General features: G+C 36.9%; 16 protein-coding genes. 15 read left to right on the top strand and 1 reads right to left on the bottom strand.

Translation table 11 applies throughout. From position 1 onward, the window contains the following. The first annotated feature begins 30 nt into the window (after positions 1-30). The 8 genes from priA to JOS54_RS04265 are packed head-to-tail and all read left to right on the top strand — an operon-like array spanning position 31 to position 8923. Positions 31-2193 (top strand): primosomal protein N', encoded by a 2163-nt coding sequence (priA, locus tag JOS54_RS04300; protein WP_203244408.1) that lies wholly within the window; start codon positions 31-33, stop codon positions 2191-2193. Positions 2194-2195: 2 nt separating this feature from the next. Beyond that, on the top strand, positions 2196-3437 hold the full coding sequence (gene rsmB / locus JOS54_RS04295) for a 16S rRNA (cytosine(967)-C(5))-methyltransferase RsmB (protein ID WP_203244407.1): 1242 nt from the start codon (positions 2196-2198) through the stop codon (positions 3435-3437). Then, on the top strand, positions 3416-4462 hold the full coding sequence (gene rlmN / locus JOS54_RS04290; protein WP_203244406.1) for a 23S rRNA (adenine(2503)-C(2))-methyltransferase RlmN: 1047 nt from the start codon (positions 3416-3418) through the stop codon (positions 4460-4462). Before rsmB ends, rlmN begins: the two co-directional genes overlap by 22 nt. Then, positions 4459-5205 carry a Stp1/IreP family PP2C-type Ser/Thr phosphatase gene (locus tag JOS54_RS04285; protein WP_203244405.1) on the top strand — a complete coding sequence of 249 codons (747 nt, stop codon included), beginning with the start codon at positions 4459-4461 and terminating at the stop codon, positions 5203-5205. Before rlmN ends, JOS54_RS04285 begins: the two co-directional genes overlap by 4 nt. After that, positions 5202-6815, top strand: a complete 1614-nt coding sequence (locus JOS54_RS04280; RefSeq protein WP_203244404.1) for a protein kinase — start codon at positions 5202-5204, stop codon at positions 6813-6815. Before JOS54_RS04285 ends, JOS54_RS04280 begins: the two co-directional genes overlap by 4 nt. 7 nt (positions 6816-6822) lie before the next feature. Then, positions 6823-7692 (top strand): ribosome small subunit-dependent GTPase A, encoded by an 870-nt coding sequence (rsgA, locus tag JOS54_RS04275; protein ID WP_203244403.1) that lies wholly within the window; start codon positions 6823-6825, stop codon positions 7690-7692. Next, positions 7689-8318 (top strand): ribulose-phosphate 3-epimerase, encoded by a 630-nt coding sequence (gene rpe / locus JOS54_RS04270; RefSeq protein ID WP_203244402.1) that lies wholly within the window; start codon positions 7689-7691, stop codon positions 8316-8318. The genes rsgA and rpe overlap by 4 nt, the downstream gene beginning before the upstream one ends. Further along, positions 8315-8923, top strand: a complete 609-nt coding sequence (locus JOS54_RS04265) for a thiamine diphosphokinase (protein WP_203244401.1) — start codon at positions 8315-8317, stop codon at positions 8921-8923. Before rpe ends, JOS54_RS04265 begins: the two co-directional genes overlap by 4 nt. 40 nt (positions 8924-8963) lie before the next feature. On the opposite strand, the gene rpmB is transcribed toward JOS54_RS04265, so the two are convergent. Then, positions 8964-9167 (bottom strand): 50S ribosomal protein L28, encoded by a 204-nt coding sequence (rpmB, locus tag JOS54_RS04260; protein WP_203244400.1) that lies wholly within the window; start codon positions 9165-9167, stop codon positions 8964-8966. Positions 9168-9310: 143 nt separating this feature from the next. Here rpmB and JOS54_RS04255 point away from each other — a divergent pair, with 143 nt between their 5' ends. From JOS54_RS04255 to deoC, 7 genes are all read left to right on the top strand, one after another. Next, entirely contained in the window at positions 9311-10678 is a 1368-nt protein-coding gene (locus tag JOS54_RS04255) for an MATE family efflux transporter (protein ID WP_203244399.1), read from the top strand. Positions 10679-10729: 51 nt separating this feature from the next. Then, complete coding sequence (locus tag JOS54_RS04250) at positions 10730-11989, top strand: cell division protein FtsA (RefSeq protein ID WP_203244398.1); 1260 nt, start codon at positions 10730-10732, stop codon at positions 11987-11989. 18 nt (positions 11990-12007) lie between these two features. Then, positions 12008-13060, top strand: coding sequence for a cell division protein FtsZ (ftsZ, locus tag JOS54_RS04245; RefSeq protein WP_203244397.1), 1053 nt, complete (start codon positions 12008-12010; stop codon positions 13058-13060). Between the two features lie 139 nt (positions 13061-13199). Continuing rightward, positions 13200-14465 (top strand): HlyC/CorC family transporter, encoded by a 1266-nt coding sequence (locus tag JOS54_RS04240; protein WP_203244396.1) that lies wholly within the window; start codon positions 13200-13202, stop codon positions 14463-14465. A gap of 13 nt (positions 14466-14478) precedes the next feature. Next, complete coding sequence (locus tag JOS54_RS04235) at positions 14479-15186, top strand: 16S rRNA (uracil(1498)-N(3))-methyltransferase (RefSeq protein ID WP_203244395.1); 708 nt, start codon at positions 14479-14481, stop codon at positions 15184-15186. Positions 15187-15188: 2 nt separating this feature from the next. Then, entirely contained in the window at positions 15189-16667 is a 1479-nt protein-coding gene (locus JOS54_RS04230) for a UDP-N-acetylmuramoyl-L-alanyl-D-glutamate--2,6-diaminopimelate ligase (protein WP_203244394.1), read from the top strand. Beyond that, the gene (gene deoC, locus JOS54_RS04225; protein ID WP_203244393.1) at positions 16645-17286 is read left to right on the top strand and encodes a deoxyribose-phosphate aldolase; all 642 of its coding nucleotides are present in this window, start codon (positions 16645-16647) and stop codon (positions 17284-17286) included. The genes JOS54_RS04230 and deoC overlap by 23 nt, the downstream gene beginning before the upstream one ends. The last annotated feature ends 117 nt before the right edge of the window (positions 17287-17403 follow it).

The raw sequence follows: 17403 nt of genomic DNA, 5'->3' as shown, positions 1-17403 counted from the left end.
GTGAGGGCGCTTATTTGTTATAATAGGATTATGTATAAAGTTGAATGTTGGATTGAAAATGCGGTACATTCTTTAGATTTTTTATTTACATATGGTTCAGAAGTACCAATTGAAAGGGGAATACGTTGTTATGTGCCTTTTGGCAATTTCTCAAGACGGATGGCTTTTGTGGATCATAGTGAAGAATATGATGGGACTATCGAGGAATTAAGCCAAGAACTTGGTTATCAAGTCAAAGAAATTGAACAGATTTTAGATGAAGAGCCAGTTTTAAACGAAGAACTTTATGAGTTAGCTTTATGGCTAAAAGAGAGAACTTTATCCACCACCATTGCTTGTTTTCAAGTGATGATGACTAATAAAAAAAGAGTGAAAGGAAAATGGAAATCGGTTGTTTTAGAACAAATTGTTGAAATAGGAGATACATCTCTTTCCTTAACTCCAAAACAAAGTCAATGTGTTGAATACGTTAGAGAACATCCCTCTATTTTGTATACAAACCTTCGGAAACAATATCCATCTATTGTCAAAACATTAATGGATAAAGCTGTTCTTGTGAAAAAAAGTCGTGAACGCTTATCCTTTTTACAAGCTGATAAAGAAGTAGAAGCCTTATATCCTTTGAATGATGAACAAGAAAGAGCCTATCGTTTAATACAAAAAAAAGAGGGTGTCCATCTTTTATATGGTCAAACCGGCTCGGGTAAAACCGAAGTTTACCTTCATTTAGCGAAAGATGTTATCCAAGATGATAAACAAGTTTTAATATTAGTGCCGGAAATTGGTTTGACACCGCAAATGATTCAACGTGTTTCTCGTGTTTTCGGACAACAATTGGGTGTATACCATTCTGGTTTAAATGAACAAGAGCGCTATGAACAATACCAACTTGTAAAACAAGGTGCTTTAAAAGTCATTGTAGGAACTCGTTCAGCTATTTTTTTACCATTTCAAAACTTAGGTTTAATTGTTTTAGATGAGGAACACGATCCTTCCTATAAACAAGATGTCCAACCAAGCTATCATTGTCGTGATGTGGCAATTGAAAGAGCTAAAATCCATCACTGCCCGGTGGTTTTAGGCTCTGCTACGCCTGCTTTAGAAAGCTATGCGAAAGCACTAAAAGCTGTTTATCAACTAGTCCCTTTAAAAAATCGGTTTGGGCAAGAAATGGCTCAAGTAAATCTAGTGGATATGAGCCAAGAAATCCGTAAGGGAAAAGACTATATCTTATCCGATGATTTGAAACAATCTTTAAAAGAAGTTTTCAAGAAAAAAGAACAAGCCATTCTTTTATTAAATAAACGCGGATATAATCGTTTGTTGAGATGCAAATCTTGCCAAGAAGTATTGACCTGTCCACATTGTGATTTAGCTTTATCGTATCATTCAGATAGTCGAAAAATGAAATGCCATAGTTGTGGATTTGAAATGATGATACCAAGAAGATGTCCTCACTGTTACAGTGAAGATGGGTTTAGTGGTTATGGCTTTGGTACACAACGTTTATGCGAGCGCATACAGGAAGAATTTCCAGAAGCGAAATTATTGCGTATGGATTTTGATAGTACACAAAGAAAAAATGCCCATAAAGAAATCTTAGAGACCTTTGGTGAACAAAAAGCCGATATTCTAGTTGGTACCCAAATGATTGCGAAGGGCTTGGATTTTCCAAATGTAACGTTAGTGGGTGTTATAAATGCGGACGACGGTCTACAAAGAAGTGATTATCGAAGTAGTGAATATACTTTTAATTTGTTGATGCAAGCGGCGGGAAGAAGTGGTCGTGGAGCGAAAAAAGGAAAAGTCATTTTCCAAGTGTATAACCCAAACCATTTCGCAATCCAATCTGCTATTCAACAAGACTATGAAAGCTTCTTTAGACAAGAAATGAAATATCGCCATCTAGCGAAATATCCACCTTATACCTCTTTCATCAGCTTTGTTTTTGAAGGAAAAAAAGAAGAAAAAGTACGTAGACTAGTAGAAAAATTCAATTATGAAATCAGTCAAATTTGTTTCAGCTTGGGGATTGCCGCTTTATTAAAGAAACAGGATTTATACCGCTATCGCATTGTTGTTAAAGAAAAATATTTAGATGATTTATTAGAAAAGTTAAAATCGTTTTTAGAACAAACAGATTTAAAGCTACAGGGGATGAAGATTGATGTTAATCCTTTGTATTTGGAGTAGATATGAAAGAAAGAGAAGTGATTGTTCAAATCTTAGAAAAAGTGCTCTATGACCATGCTTATGCCTCTTTGAGTTTAAAGAAGCTAAAAGTGGATGGTAGTATAGGCTTTGTGACAGAAGTGGTGTATGGTACCTTACGCCATTACTTTTTATTACAAGAACAATACAAAGCTTTTGTGAAAAAAGTAAAGAAGAAAATCGATGTTTTATTCGTGATGGCAATTTATCAGCACCATTTCATGAAAGTGCCGGACTATGCGATTGTTAATACCAGTGTAGAGCTTGTTAAGCCACAAGAAAAATCTTTTGTGAATGCCGTGTTGCGTAAAGTTTTTCAAGCCGATTGGATTGAACCAAGAGGTAATGAGCCCAAAGACTTGGCGCTTCGTTATTCCCATCCGGAATGGTTAATTCGCTTATGGTTAGCCCAATATGGTTTAGAAAAAACCTTAGAAATCCTTGAAGAAAATCAAAAACCATCGAAAGTCTATGGTCGTATCAATCCTTTTTCAGACAAGAAAGAGGATTTAAAAGACTTTACTTTCTATGAGAATGAATGTGTTTCTTATGAAGGTAATATCCTTAGTACCAAAGCTTTTCAATCCCACCAAGTGTTAATTCAAGACCGTCATTCCCAATTGGTTGTACCGGAATTAGATTTGCGAAGTGGACTATCGGTATTAGATGCTTGTGCTTCCCCGGGTACTAAGTCTCAACAAATCGCTACTTATATGGATAATGAAGGCGAGATTATTAGTTGTGATATTTACCCACATCGCTTAGAGCTTATTAATCAATTATCCCAACAAACAGGTACTAAGATTATTCATACCCTAAAACAAGATGCCGGTTGTTTAAGAAGCGATTGGCTGAACCATTTCGATCGTATTTTACTGGATGTACCATGTTCAGGACTAGGAGACTTAAGTCATAAACCGGAAATACGCTATCACATTAGTCCAAATTCTCTGGATGAAATACAACAATTACAAGCCAAAATATTAGAAATCAATGTACAATATCTTAAAGAAGATGGTATTTTGGTGTATAGCACTTGTACTTTAAATCAAAAGGAAAATCATAAACAAATCCAAAATTTTTTAGATAAACATGAAGAAGTTCAATTAGTGAGTGAAAAAACACTTTTTCCGAAAGAAGGAAGCGATGGTTTTTATTATGCAAAGCTAAGAAGAAAGAAGAAAGATATGGTAAAATCAAAGTTATGCAAACAATATATGATTTAACACTTAGTCAATTAGAGGAATTGGTTTTAGAACTAGGACAAAAGAAATATCGGGCCAAACAATTATTCACCTGGTTGTATCGTAAAAGAGTATTGGATTTTGAAGAAATGAGTGATTTACCAGCTTCATTTATTGCGGAACTTAAGACTCGTTTTATCCTTATGCCAATCAAAAAATTGATGTGTCAGGTCGCAAAAGATGGAACGCGAAAGTATTTATTTGCTTTAGAAGATGGTAGTTGTGTCGAAACGGTTTTAATGCACTTTAATTTTGGTGAAAGTCTTTGTGTGACTTCACAATTGGGTTGTAATATGGGCTGTACTTTTTGTGCATCGGGACTTCTTAAGAAACAAAGGGATTTAAGCCAAGGAGAAATTCTGGGGCAGTTAATGTACGTTCAAAAAGAATTGGATAAAGAAAATCTTCGGATTAGTAATGTTGTTGTGATGGGAACGGGGGAACCGTTTGATAACTACGATAATGTCTTAGGTTTTTGCGAAACAGCGAATCAGGATATTGGTTTAGGTATTGGTGCTCGTCACATTACGATTTCGACTTGCGGTATTGTACCGAAAATTCGTGCATTTTCAAAGGGACATTACCAATATAATTTAGCTATTTCTTTGCATGCACCAAATCAAGCTTTACGTGATCAATTAATGCCCATCAATCATCGTTATCCACTGGCTGAACTTATGGACTCTTTAAGGGAATATAGTGAAAGTAATAATCGTCGTATCACTTTTGAATATATTTTATTACATGGAGTGAATGATTTGGATAAACATGCGATTGAATTAGCGAACTTAGTGCGAGGAATGAATGCTTATGTGAACTTAATTCCTTATAATAAAGTAGATGAAAAAGGTTATGAATCGACCGATGATAAAACAGCCTTGCATTTTTATGATGTCATTATGAAGCATGGTGTCAAAGCAACCCTTCGTCAGAAACATGGGGATGACATTGACGCGGCTTGTGGTCAATTAAGAGCGAAACATGAAAAGGGTAAAATACGGGTATGAAGTACTATGGAATAACAGACAAAGGTTTCGTCCGTAAAAGTAACCAAGATTCCTATGCGATTGCGACCAATGAGAGTAAAGACGTTCTAGCGGTTGTGGCTGATGGTATTGGTGGAAATAGAGGAGGAGATATTGCCTCACGCATTGCGGTATCTATGATGTGTGAAGCTTTTTCGTCGTCTTCAAAATTCAATGACGCTAATCAAATTCATGAATGGTTTCGTACAACCATCGGTCATGCGAATGCCCAAATTTTTCACTATGCACAAAGTAATCTCAATTATCAAGGTATGGGAACAACGCTTTGTGCTCTTTTGGTTTGTGAGTTGGGATGTTGGTTTGTGAATATTGGTGATTCGAGAGCGTATGCCTGGTTTGCGGATGGTCGTTTTAAACAAATTACGCAAGATCATTCTTATGTGAATGATTTAGTGCGTAAAGGCGAAATGACGGTTGAAGAAGCGAAACATTCTCAGCAGAAGAACATGTTGACGAATGCTTTAGGTGTTTGGCGGGATGTTCGCTTTGATGAGTTTCACGGTTTCTCGGGTGTTCAAGGGGTTCTTCTTTGTTCCGACGGTTTGCATTCCTATGTGGACCAAAAAATCATCCAATCGATCTTATTTTCAAACACTATTCCTGTAGCTAAGAAAGCACGACGTTTAATTGATGCGGCGAACCAAGTGGGTGGCTTTGATAATGTGACAGCGATTATTGTGGATTTACGAGGTGATGATTTATGAACCAAAAGAATGTCATTGCGAATCGTTATGAAGTCATTCAACACATTGGTAAAGGGGGAATGGCAGATGTCTTTTTAGCTGTTGATATGATTTTGAACCGTCAGGTTGCGATTAAAATTTTACACAGTGATTTAAGCAAGGATGCTTTAAGCATTGTTCGTTTTGAAAGAGAGGCTCAAGCGGCCGCCTCTTTGGCTCATAGTAATATTGTTGAAATCTATGATGTAGGGGAATATCGAGGTCATCATTACATTGTGATGGAATACTTAAAAGGACAAAACTTAAAAGAAATTATTCGCCAAAGAGCGCCTTTGTTTCTGGAAGAAGCTGTCGATATTTTAAAGCAATTGGCCTTCGCATTGGCTTGTGCGCATGCGAAAGGAATTATTCATCGTGATATTAAACCACAAAATGTCATTGTAAAAAGTGATGGAACAATTAAAGTATTAGACTTTGGGATTGCGATTGCGAAAGGGAATTTACAATTAACGAGAGCTAATAATGTGATGGGTTCTGTTCATTATTTAGCCCCCGAATTAGCGAAGGGAGATCCGGCTACACCCCAATCCGACATCTATGCTTTAGGGGTTGTTTTCTATGAGATGTTAACAGGGGATGTTCCTTATAAGGCGGAACAAGCCATTCAAATTGCGATGAAGCACTTACGTGAACCGGTGCCATCGCTTCGTAGTCGTAACAATAAAATTCCATTGGCAATTGATAATATCTGCTTAAAAGCCATGGCGAAAGATCGTAAGAATCGTTATGCGAATTGTGAGGAACTATTGGCTGATTTAGGAACTTGTTTATACACAAAGGATTCAGATGTGGAACCTTATGTACCAAAATCATTTCCAAAAAAAGAAAAAGAAAAGAAAAAGAATTCCTTTTTTACAAAAGCTGTTTGTATTGGTCTAGTTGTACTTAGTCTACTTGTTTTAACGGGCTTTATCTATCATCGTTACTTTGTGAAAACAACGATGCCAAATATTGTTGGCTTAGAACTTAATCAAGCCAGACAAAGATTAAAAGAAGCTGGATTAAGTGTTGATGAAACAAAGATAAAACGAGCCCTATCCGGTGATTATGAAGCTGACCAAGTTAGTGGGGCTGATATTGAAAGCGGTCATGAAGTCCGTAAAGGAACAAAAGTAACTTTGGTTGTATCTAGTGGTAAAGGGGTGCTGATTGAAAACTACCTTGGTCAAGATGTGGAGGACGTGCAAAAGAAGCTATCGGTTTATCCAAAACTAAAAATTCGGATGAATGCCAAAAAAGGGAAAGGAACACCAGGAACAATCATTGCTCAATCGGGCTTAAGTGCCGACAGTCTCTTCGATCCAACAAAAGAAACAGAAATTAGCTTGGATTATATAGCGTATTTAACCAAGGTTATTCCGAGGGATATTATTGGTAAAACGGTGGATGAAGCGGCGAAAGAATTGGAGGCAATGGGCTTTAATGTTCGTCGCTCTAATCGCGATACAAGTCAAATGACACAAGGGGAATTGGATAAAATTCAAGTCGGTATTGTGGTCGATACGAATCCAAAAGTAGGAACGAAGTTTGTTCAAAAGAAAAATAATTATGTGACCTTATTCTTTTATTAGGTGAGAAATGAAAGCGAAAATTATTAAAATTGTTTCAAAAAATTATGGTGTATTTTTAGAAGACACAAAAGAAAAAGTCTCAGCTCGTGTAGCAGGGAAGGTACGTCTTCAGTTTTCACCTGTGGTTGGCGATATGGTTGAGGTTATTCAACAAGCTGATTGTTATGTGATTGTATCTATTTTGGCTAGGCGTAATTCTTTAATTCGCCCAGCTATTGCGAATGTGGATCAAGCTTTTATTGTAATGTCGGTGGTGGATCCTAATTTTTCTACAGCCTTAATTGACCGTTTATCCATACTTATTAAAGCGGCGGGCATTGAACCGATTCTTGTAATCACAAAAACAGATTTGGAATATCCAAATTATGTTGAAAAAGAAATTAAGGAATATGAAACAGGAAGAATGTTGGTAATCCGCTGTGAAAAGGGATTTATTAATCCGGCCATTCAACATACTTTAGCAGGAAAAATAACCGTTTTAACGGGTCAAAGTGGAGCTGGCAAATCGACTTTATTAAACACATTGGATCCTAATTTTCAACTTGAAACACAAGAAATTTCCAAAGCTTTAGGTCGAGGAAAACACACCACAAGGCATACGGAGTTACATGAAGTGGCGGGTGGTCTAGTCGCTGATACACCGGGTTTTAGTTCTTTAAGCTTTGCCCATTTAGAAATAAAAAATATTGCTGGTTATATTCCGGACTTTGAGCCTTATGTTCATCAATGTCGCTTTAATGATTGCTTACATGAAAATGAACCCGATTGTGCCATCAAAGAAGCGGTTGCCCAAGGTTGTATTTCTAAAACACGTTATCAATCGTATTTACAAGTATTAACTCTCATGATAGAGGAAACAAGGAGGATGAAACGATGATTATTGCGCCATCTATTTTAGCTATTCAAATGAATGATTTTTCCCAACAAATGGATGAATTAAATCAATCCAGTGCCGAATGGATTCACATGGATATCATGGATGGTCATTTTGTGCCAAACCTAAGTTATGGACCCCATGTGGTGAAAGGCTTGCGTTCTAGCAGTAATAAATTTTTTGATGTGCATTTAATGGTGAGTGATCCTATCTTTTATGCCAAAGCTTTTATTGAAGCTGGTGCGGATGCGATTACTTTTCATGTAGAAGCACTAAAGAAAGAAGAAATAGAACCGTTTATTGATACCTTACATAAACAAGGGGTTAAGGTTGGTATATCCATTAAACCAAAGACCCCCGTTTCCGCTATTGAGGCTTACTTAGATAAAGTGGATATTGTGTTGGTGATGTCGGTAGAGCCGGGCTTTGGTGGTCAATCCTTTATGCCGAGTGCTTTAGATAAAATTGACCAATTATCGAAGCATAATGGTAAATTTGAAATTGAAGTAGATGGAGGAATCAATCCAGAAACAGCTCGTCTTTGTAAAGAAAAAGGGGCAACGGTGTTGGTGGCTGGTTCTTATGTCTTTAAAGGGAATATTGAAGAAAGAGTTCAAAGTCTACGATGAGAAAAGCCATAGTTGTCTTAGGAAGAGTTCAAGAACTGCCGGAATATAAAGAGGTAGATTGGATTGGTGTGGATTATGGGGCTTCTTTTCTAGCGAGTCATCACATTTCAATGGAATTAGCGATTGGTGATTTTGATTCAACGGAAGAGCTAGATACGATACGAAAGTATGCCAAAGAAACCATTGTATTGCCAGTTCTAAAAGAGGATACCGATAGTTCAGCAGCCCTAAAACTCTTACATGAAAAAGGATACACATCGATTGTTCTTTGGGGAGCACTGGGCGGTAGAATGGATCATGAGTTAGTCAATATTGGTCTTTTATATCGTTATCCCGGAGTTGAAATACGGAGTAAACATCAAGTGTTAAAAGTATTACCGGTCGGTAAGTATTGTATTCAAAAAGAATATAAATACCTTTCTTTTTTAACCAATGATAGTTGTGAGCTAAGTGCAGAAGGATTATTATATCCATTAAGAAAATTGTGCTTAACAAAAGAGGATTTATTTGCGACATCCAACCAATTTCTTCAAGATGAGATTAAACTTATTGTCGAAAAAGGTTTGGTGTTGTGTATGCAATGTGAAGATGAAGAGGGTGTCTAAAAGTCCTTTTTTAGGCAAAATAAAAAACCTCGAAAGAGGTTTATTCAGCTTCACTAAATCTTTGTTCTGCCTTTAAGGTCTTAAGGGCACGAGCAGAAATGCGTAGTGTTTGTGGCTTGCCATCCACAATCATATGAACTTTTTGTAAGTTAACATTCCACTTACGGCGTGTAGCACGTAATGAGTGAGAACGTTTGTTTCCATATAAAGCTTTCTTACCGGATATAGCGCAAACTCTAGACATACCATAACCTCCTTACCTGTTTTTGAATGCCTGACAATATTATCAAAAAAAAGAAATCTTTGCAAGCATGAAACAGAGAATGCTTGGAAAAGCAACGGTACTTTGGCTTATACTAAATAGAAGTTAGAAAAAGTGGTAAATCTATGACAAAAAGTATGACGAAGGGAAATCCTTTTCGATTGATATTGGAGTTTAGTATTCCTTTATTGTTGGGAAATTTATTTCAACAAACGTACAACATGGCGGATGCGGCTATTGTTGGTCAAATTTTAGGACCGAATGCTCTGGCTGCGGTAGGAGCGACGAGCTCAGTTCAATTTCTTGTGCTTGGTTTTTGTATAGGTAGTATGGTTGGCTTTGCGATTCCCATTGCTCAAGAGTTTGGGGCAAACCGACTTTCAAGAATGCGTCAATATGAATATCAAGGTATTTTTTGGACGACTATTTTTTCAGTGGTCGTAACTGGTTTAACTATCTTATTATGCCATCCTATCTTGCATACTTTACAAGTCCCAAGTGAAATCTATCAAGATACCTATCAATACATCAATATGATTTTCATTGGTATTCCATTTACACTTCTATACAACTTTTTATCAAGCCTTTTAAGAGCTGTAGGGGATTCTAAAACACCATTTTACTTTTTAACCTTATCAGCCATCTTGAATATTTTCTTAGATATTTTTTGTATTGTGATATTAAAAATGGGGGTCTTTGGGGCCGCTTTTGCGACGGTCGTTTCACAAGCCATCTCAGGTATCTTATGTTTTCTATTGATTCGTAAAAAACTCACTATTTTACATATGAGTGAACAAGAAAGAAGGTTTCACCGGTCGATGTCAAAGAAAGTGTTGGGTATGGGCGTACCAATGGGACTTCAATATTCTATTACGGCGATAGGCTCAATGGTTCTTCAGGCGGCAAACAATGGCTTAGGAACTTTATATGTGTCCGGTTTTACAGCCGGTTTAAAGATTAAACAATTTATGCTGAGTCCTTTTGATGCTTTTGGTACGGCTGTATCCACATATGTTTCGCAAAACTATGGAGCCAAGGAAGAACATCGTATTCATGAAGGAATTCGCAAAGGCGTACAGCTTGCGCTATCTTATTCCATTCTATCGGGTATTATTATGATTTTCTTTGGTAGGAAGTTAAGTTTATTATTTGTAAATGCTAATCGTTATGCAGTTTTAGAAGCTTCGGCTTTGTATTTAAGAAGAATGGGCTACGGTTGGTGGTTACTTGGTTTCTTAAATGTTATCCGAATGAGTATTCAAGGCTTAGGTTATGCGAATCGTGCTATCTTCTGTGGGATAATTGAAATGATTGGTCGTGTGGTTGTGAGTGTGGCTTTTGTAAAAGATTTTGGTTATCATGCCATTACTTGGGCGGACCAAGTAGCGTGGTTAGGAGCGGATTTGTTCTTGTTTCCAGCTCTTATCATCACTTTGAAACAAATTCATCATTTATTGGAAAACGAAAGAATTGCAATTGCGTTGGAAAAGTAGTCTAAAATAGAAAGGCTATGGTAATATAGAAACGGTGAAAGGAGTCTTTCAGTGAATCAGAAACAAATATACGCAAGCCTAGAGTTAGCGAGTCATGAAATCCGTTTAGTGGTTGGAGAATTTTTTAATACTCGGTTTCATATTCTGCAAGTGGTTCGTATTCCTTGCCAAGGAATAAACTATAAAGGCGTTGAAAACCAAGATGCTTTAGTGGCAGGAATTCATAAAGCACTACAACAAGTAAAAGAAAAATTAAAGATGAATATCAGGGGTGTTATTGCGGCAGTTCCTTCGTATCATTTCAAACATTTGAATTCCAAACAAAAGGTGGATATTGAGGGCTTTGATGGAGTGATAACGGTTAAAGATATTCAAAACGCAATCCAAAAGGCGGAAACACTAAAATATGGCGATAAATACGTTCGGGTTCAATGCACAGCCTCGCGTTTTACAGTGAATGGTATTAGCACTAGAAAAGTGCCTATTGGTGATCGTTGTTCACAATTAACCGTGGATGTGGATTTGTATTTTGTGGATAAGAAGTTGGCTTATGATATTGCAACAGTTATTCAAAAAGCCGGTTTAAATTTAATGGATTTATTTGTATCAGGCTTTGCGATTGCTAAAGAGGCCGCGTTGATTGAGGCTTCCTTAAATCGTCAAATTATTTCTATTGATTTAGAATATGATTCGACAACTTTAAATCAAATTTATAGAGGCAAGTTACAAAATTCTGTCTTATTCCAAGGTGGCTTAGTGGATATGGTTCAACCGATTATGGATGAATATGGTCTAAGCAAAGAAATGGCAGTCGAATTGCTGAAATATGGTACACAAATTGATAAGGAAGTCTTTTCGAAAAATCCAATTCATATGTGGAAGTTAAAAAATGAAGAGTTGGTTCTTCTAAGTGAAGAAGATTTCATGAAATCTATTTTAAATCGAGTGAACCAGTGGATAGAAACTGTTGTAAATACTTGCTCACCAATATTGAAAACAGGTGAAAGTACTGTTATAGTTAATGGTGAGGGTGGAGAACAAGAGGGTTTTGTGAAACTCTTAAATAAGAGCCTCCAAGTGGAAACTCGTAATTATATTCCTGAATCTTTAGGGGGAAGAGATGCGGCGTTAACGACTTGTTTGGGTTTGTTCTACGCTTATCAAGATAAACTTCCTATTTATGGAGAAATGCAAGATAGTGTGGATGTGGATGAATTCATCCGCCAGATTTCTTTCCGAAAAAATAGTGAAGAGAAGAGAAAGGAAGATACTCTGACAAATCGTCTAAAGAGTATGTTTATGAGTAAATAAGTGTAAAGAGGGGTCGTTATGGCAGAATTAACTTACAATCAGGTTGCGAAGATTAAAGTCTTTGGTGTTGGTGGTGCTGGTGGCAATGCGGTAAACCGCATGGTTCAAGACGGTGTTAAAGGCGTTGAGTTCTACATTGCTAACACAGACTTACAAGCAATGGAAATGTCTCCAGTTGCGAATAAAATTCAATTGGGCAAAGAAGGATTAGGAGCCGGTGGTAATCCGGACAATGGGCGCCGTGCTGCTGATGAAAGCGAAGAAGAAATCCGTCGTGAGATGGAAGGCGCTGATATGGTCTTCATCACCGCCGGTATGGGTGGAGGAACCGGCACGGGTGCTTCGCCGTTGTTTGCTAAAGTTGCTAAAGAATTGGGTTGCTTAACCATTGGTGTTGTGACAACACCATTTAGATTTGAAGGTAAGAAGCGTTCCAATCAAGCCAATCAAGGTATTTCAAACTTACGTGAATACGTGGATTCTTTGATTATTATATCGAATAATAAAGTCTTAGATGTCTTAGGTTCTGTACCATTTGATCAAGCCTTTAGAGAAGCAGATAATATCTTACGTCAAGGTGTTCAAACCATTACGGATTTAATTGCGGTACAAGCTATGGTAAACCTGGACTTTGCGGATATTAAGTCTGTTATGGAAGGTCAAGGTACTGCTTTATTTGGTATTGGTATGGCAGAAGGTGACAATAAGGCTGAAGAAGCGGCTTTACGTGCTATTCAATCACCATTGTTAGAAGCTCAAATTCAAGGTGCTAAGAACGCTATTATCAATGTGACAGGTGGCCCTAGTGTTACTTTACAAGAAGCTAGTCAAGCGGTTGAAACGATTGAAGATGCGGCCGGTACAGAAATTGATACAATCTTTGGGGTTGCTATTAATGATAAGTTAGGAGATGCGATTATCGTTTCAGTTATCGCAACTGGATTTGACTTACCGGGTCATGAAGTAGAAAAGAAAGAAGAATACGCGCCTCAAATTGGTATTGAATCAGCAACAAGTGATTTCGGTATTGATGCAGATGAAGATGAAAGTATTCCCACTTTCTTCCGTTAAGACAAATAGCCGCTAGAAATAGTGGTTTTTTTTATTTTTTGAAACTATGGTATAATCAATACCATCAATGAAAGGATGTGTCTATTTTGGAGGACCTTGAAATACCTATATCAATTCTAACAAGATGGGAGAATATACGATGACTCCCAATTCTGTTTATCTATTTAGTTTAATAGTCTTAATCCTTTTTTCCGGTATTTTTTCAGCCATTGAAACAAGTTTTAGCTCCGCCAATAAAATCCGTTTGCGTTCGATGGTGAACGATGGCAATGAAAATGCCAAGAAAGTTTTAAAAATAGTCGATGATTTTGATCGCTTTTTAATGACGGTTTTAATTGGAAATAATATTGTGAATATTGCTTCAGCAACCATTGGGACTTTATTATTTACTCGTTACTTTCAAGATAAAGGACCAACCATTTCGACAATCGTGATTACCACGGTGGTTTTATTGTTTGGTGAAATTACACCGAAATCTATTGCTAAGATGATACCGGAGCGCTCTAGTTGTGCTATGGTTGGCTTTGTCCAAGGAATGATATTCCTTTTTGCACCATTTACTTGGTTATTATCGGGTTGGAAATGGTTAACGAATAAGATGATTCCAATTGAAGAAGAAGACGGTGATATTACGGATGATTTAATTACGATGGTCGATGAAGCTGAAAAAGAAGGTGATCTTCAAGAGCATGAATCTTCTTTAATTTCAGCCGCCATTGAATTTAATGAATTAGAAGTAAAAGATGTTTTAACACCACGTGTGGATATTGTGGCTGTAGATGTGAACGCAGATTTAAAAGAAATCGAAGAAACTTTCCGCATGAATTCTTATAGCCGTTTACCAGTCTATGAAGAAACCATTGATAACATTATTGGCGTTATTCATGAAAAAGACTTTTATGACCTTTTATATCATAAGAAATCTAATTTACATTCCATCATCACAAAAGTGATTAATACCAGTCCAAACACTCATATTTATGAACTGTTACAGCTTTTACAAAGAGAAAAGCTCCATATGGCTGTCGTCTTGGATGAATGGGGTGGCACCGATGGCTTGATTACATTGGAAGATATTGTCGAAGAGTTGGTTGGGGAAATCTGGGATGAGCATGACGTTGTCGAAGAATTCTATACCAAAATTTCGGAAAACGAATATTTAGTTAAAGGCGAAGCGGAAGTGGATGATTTATTTGAACGCTTTGATATTCAAGTGAATGAAGAGGAAGAGGATGACTATAACTCGGTATCTGGTTGGGCAATTGCTCAATTAGAACACATTCCTCAAGTGAATGAATCTTTCCAATTTGAGAATTTATTTGTTCAAATTACGAAAGCAGATAGTCGTAAGGTTAATGAAGTTCGTATCCGTGTGGAAGAAAAACAACAGGAGGAAGAGGAATAATCCTTTTTGTGTCATGTATCAATATTTTTGTCAAACAAAACCGGAAGTAGACCAAATCTACACTTTATCCAAGGAACAAGAACACCATGCCCATCATGTGCTCCGTCTAAACCAAGAGCTTATTCGTCTGGTTTATGAAGGAAAGGCTTACTTTGCGAAAGCAGAAGTGATGAATGGTAAGTTTCAATGTTATGTTGAAAGAGAAGATTCTTGTGTAAATGAGTTAGAACAAAACATTACTTTGTGCATGGCTTTAATCCGAAAAGAGAAGTTTGAATGGATTCTTCAAAAAGCAACGGAATTGGGTGTGAAAAGAATTGTTCCTTTTACAAGCTCACGAACAATAGTGAAGGTTCAAAAAGAAAAAGAAAAAAAGGTACGAGAACGTTATAAACAAATCGTTTTGGCGGCCAGCCAACAATGCAAGCGAAATTGCCTTCCAGAAGTAACAGAAGCTGTTCGACTTCAAGATTTAAAGAATTACCAAAGTGAAGAAAATGTAGTTGCCTATGAAGCTAAAAAGCAAGATCATTCTTTCTTTGATTTAAATTCTAAAAAGGATACGACGATTGTGATTGGTGCTGAAGGTGGCTTTAGTTTAGAAGAAATTCAAGTATTGGAAGAAATGGGATTTCAATCGATTAGTTTAGGAAAGCGTATCTTAAGGGCAGAAACAGCCGCTATTTTTGCGCTATCTGTTCTGGCTATGAAGGAGATATAAAAGTGCTATTAAATCAATTATTTAAACAGGCTCCAGAAATTGAGATTCAGTCTATTAACGATGATTCCCGTAAAAAGAGAGCGAATAGTTTATTCTTTTGTGTTAAGGGAATGCGTTTTGATGGGCATCAATTCGTTCAGGATGCAATTTTAAATGGTGCGATTGCGGTTGTCCATAGTGAAGAATTATCCCATTATGAAGAGGGCATTCTTTATTTTCGTGTAGATGATGTTGTGGATACTTTCAATGCGGTTGCGAATGTGTTTTATGGCGAACCATCCCATCACTTACAAATGTTTGGGGTGACCGGTACAAATGGAAAGAGTACAACGGCTAAAATCATTCAAGAGATTTTAAATCCAATCATACCGACCGGGAATATTGGTAGTATTTCAATTACCTATGGAGCAGTAAAATTACAGCCATTATTGACTACCCCAACGATTATTGATTTGCATTCCATTCTAAAAGAAATGGTGGATGCGGATATGAAGGCGGCGACTTTGGAAGTTACCTCTGTTGGCATTGAACAAAAACGTGTGCAAGGTGTCCACTTTGATTATGCAATTTTTACAAATTTAAATCATGACCACCTAGATTTTCATGGTAGTATGAAAAATTATTTTGAAGCTAAGAAGAAGTTCTTTGATGATTTGGATGATAAGGCTTGCGCCATTATGAATATAGATGATCCTTATGGTTTGAAGATGGTGGAAGATAGTGATGCTCGGGTGGTTACTTATGGTATGAGTGAAGAAGCGATGTACTCTATCCGTCAATATCGTATTAAAAATGATGGCACTAGTTTTCACTTGAGAGTGTATGATCAAGAATACGCTATGGAAACGAATTTGGTTTCTTGCTTTAACTTAATGAATGTAGCAGCTGCGATTGCGGCTTTGCATGAGGCTGGCTTAGATATGGAAGTTATTCAAGAAAGAATTAAATCTTTAAGTCGCATTGAAGGGCGTATGGAAGTCATTGATGAGGGACAAAACTTTAATATTTTAGTCGATATGGCAAATACAGTAGAAGGCTTATCAAGAGTGTTGGAATACGCTACTTCGATTACCCCAAAGAAATGTCGCATTATTATAGTCAATGGTTCAGCCGGCAAAAAAGATAAGAGCAAGCGAGAAAAAGTTGGTGAATTGATGGATCAGTATTGCGATATGATTATTCTGACAGAAGATGATCCTCGTAATGAAAGTCCAAGAGCCATAGCAGAGGAAATTGCGAAAGGAATTAAAGAGAAGCCCTATTTGATTATTTCTGATCGTTATGATGCGATACGCCAAGCTTTGGAGTTGGCTGATCCGGAAGATACAGTCTTAGTTCTTGGTAAAGGCAATCAAAAGTTTATGGAACGTGATATTGGTCGTTATTCTTATCAAGGAGATGTTATAATTATCAAAGAAGTATTGAAAAAATACGTTTTGATCAAGGAAGGAGAAGATTATGAATTTGAACAAATATATTGATCATACACTATTAAAACCAGACGCAACGAAGGCACAAATTCTTCAATTATGCGAGGAAGCGAAAAAATATAGCTTTATGACTTGCATGGTAAATCCAAGTTGGATTCCAACTGTTAAGGAAGCTTTAAAAGGTTCGGATGTTTTAACAGCTTGTGTCATTGGTTTTCCATTGGGTGCAATGACTTGCGCTACAAAGGTTTTTGAAACAAAGAATGCCCTTGAAATGGGTGCTGATGAAATTGATATGGTTTTAAACATTGGTCAATTAAAGGATGGCAATGATCAATATGTGATTGATGAAATAAAGGCAGTTAAGGAAGCTTGTGGTAATCATTGTTTAAAGGTCATCATTGAAACTTGTTTATTAACAGATGAAGAAAAGACAAGAGCAACTAAGGATGTTATCTTAGGTGGTGCTGATTTCGTTAAGACAAGCACCGGTTTTTCAACTCATGGAGCAACTGTAGAAGATGTGAAGATTTTGAAAGTTGCTGCTGGTGAAGCGATTAAAGTAAAGGCTGCTGGAGGTGTTCGTTCAAAAGCTGATTTACATGCAATGATTGAAGCTGGAGCAGAACGTATCGGAACTTCTTCAGGCGTGAAGTTAATGGAAGAATAATGAGCAGGAAAGCGGTTCGATAGAATCGTTTTTCTATGTCAATGTTCAGTGAAAATGTCCCAAAAAATTTGTAATATAAGCGGGGAATCTTGATTAGAGATTTCTCGCTATTTTAAA

Source organism: Bulleidia sp. zg-1006 (assembly GCF_016812035.1).
Classification (GTDB): domain Bacteria; phylum Bacillota_I; class Bacilli_A; order Erysipelotrichales; family Erysipelotrichaceae; genus Bulleidia.
The sequence above is the reverse complement of the archived record's forward strand: the minus strand, read 5'-3'. Positions and strand labels throughout refer to the sequence as shown.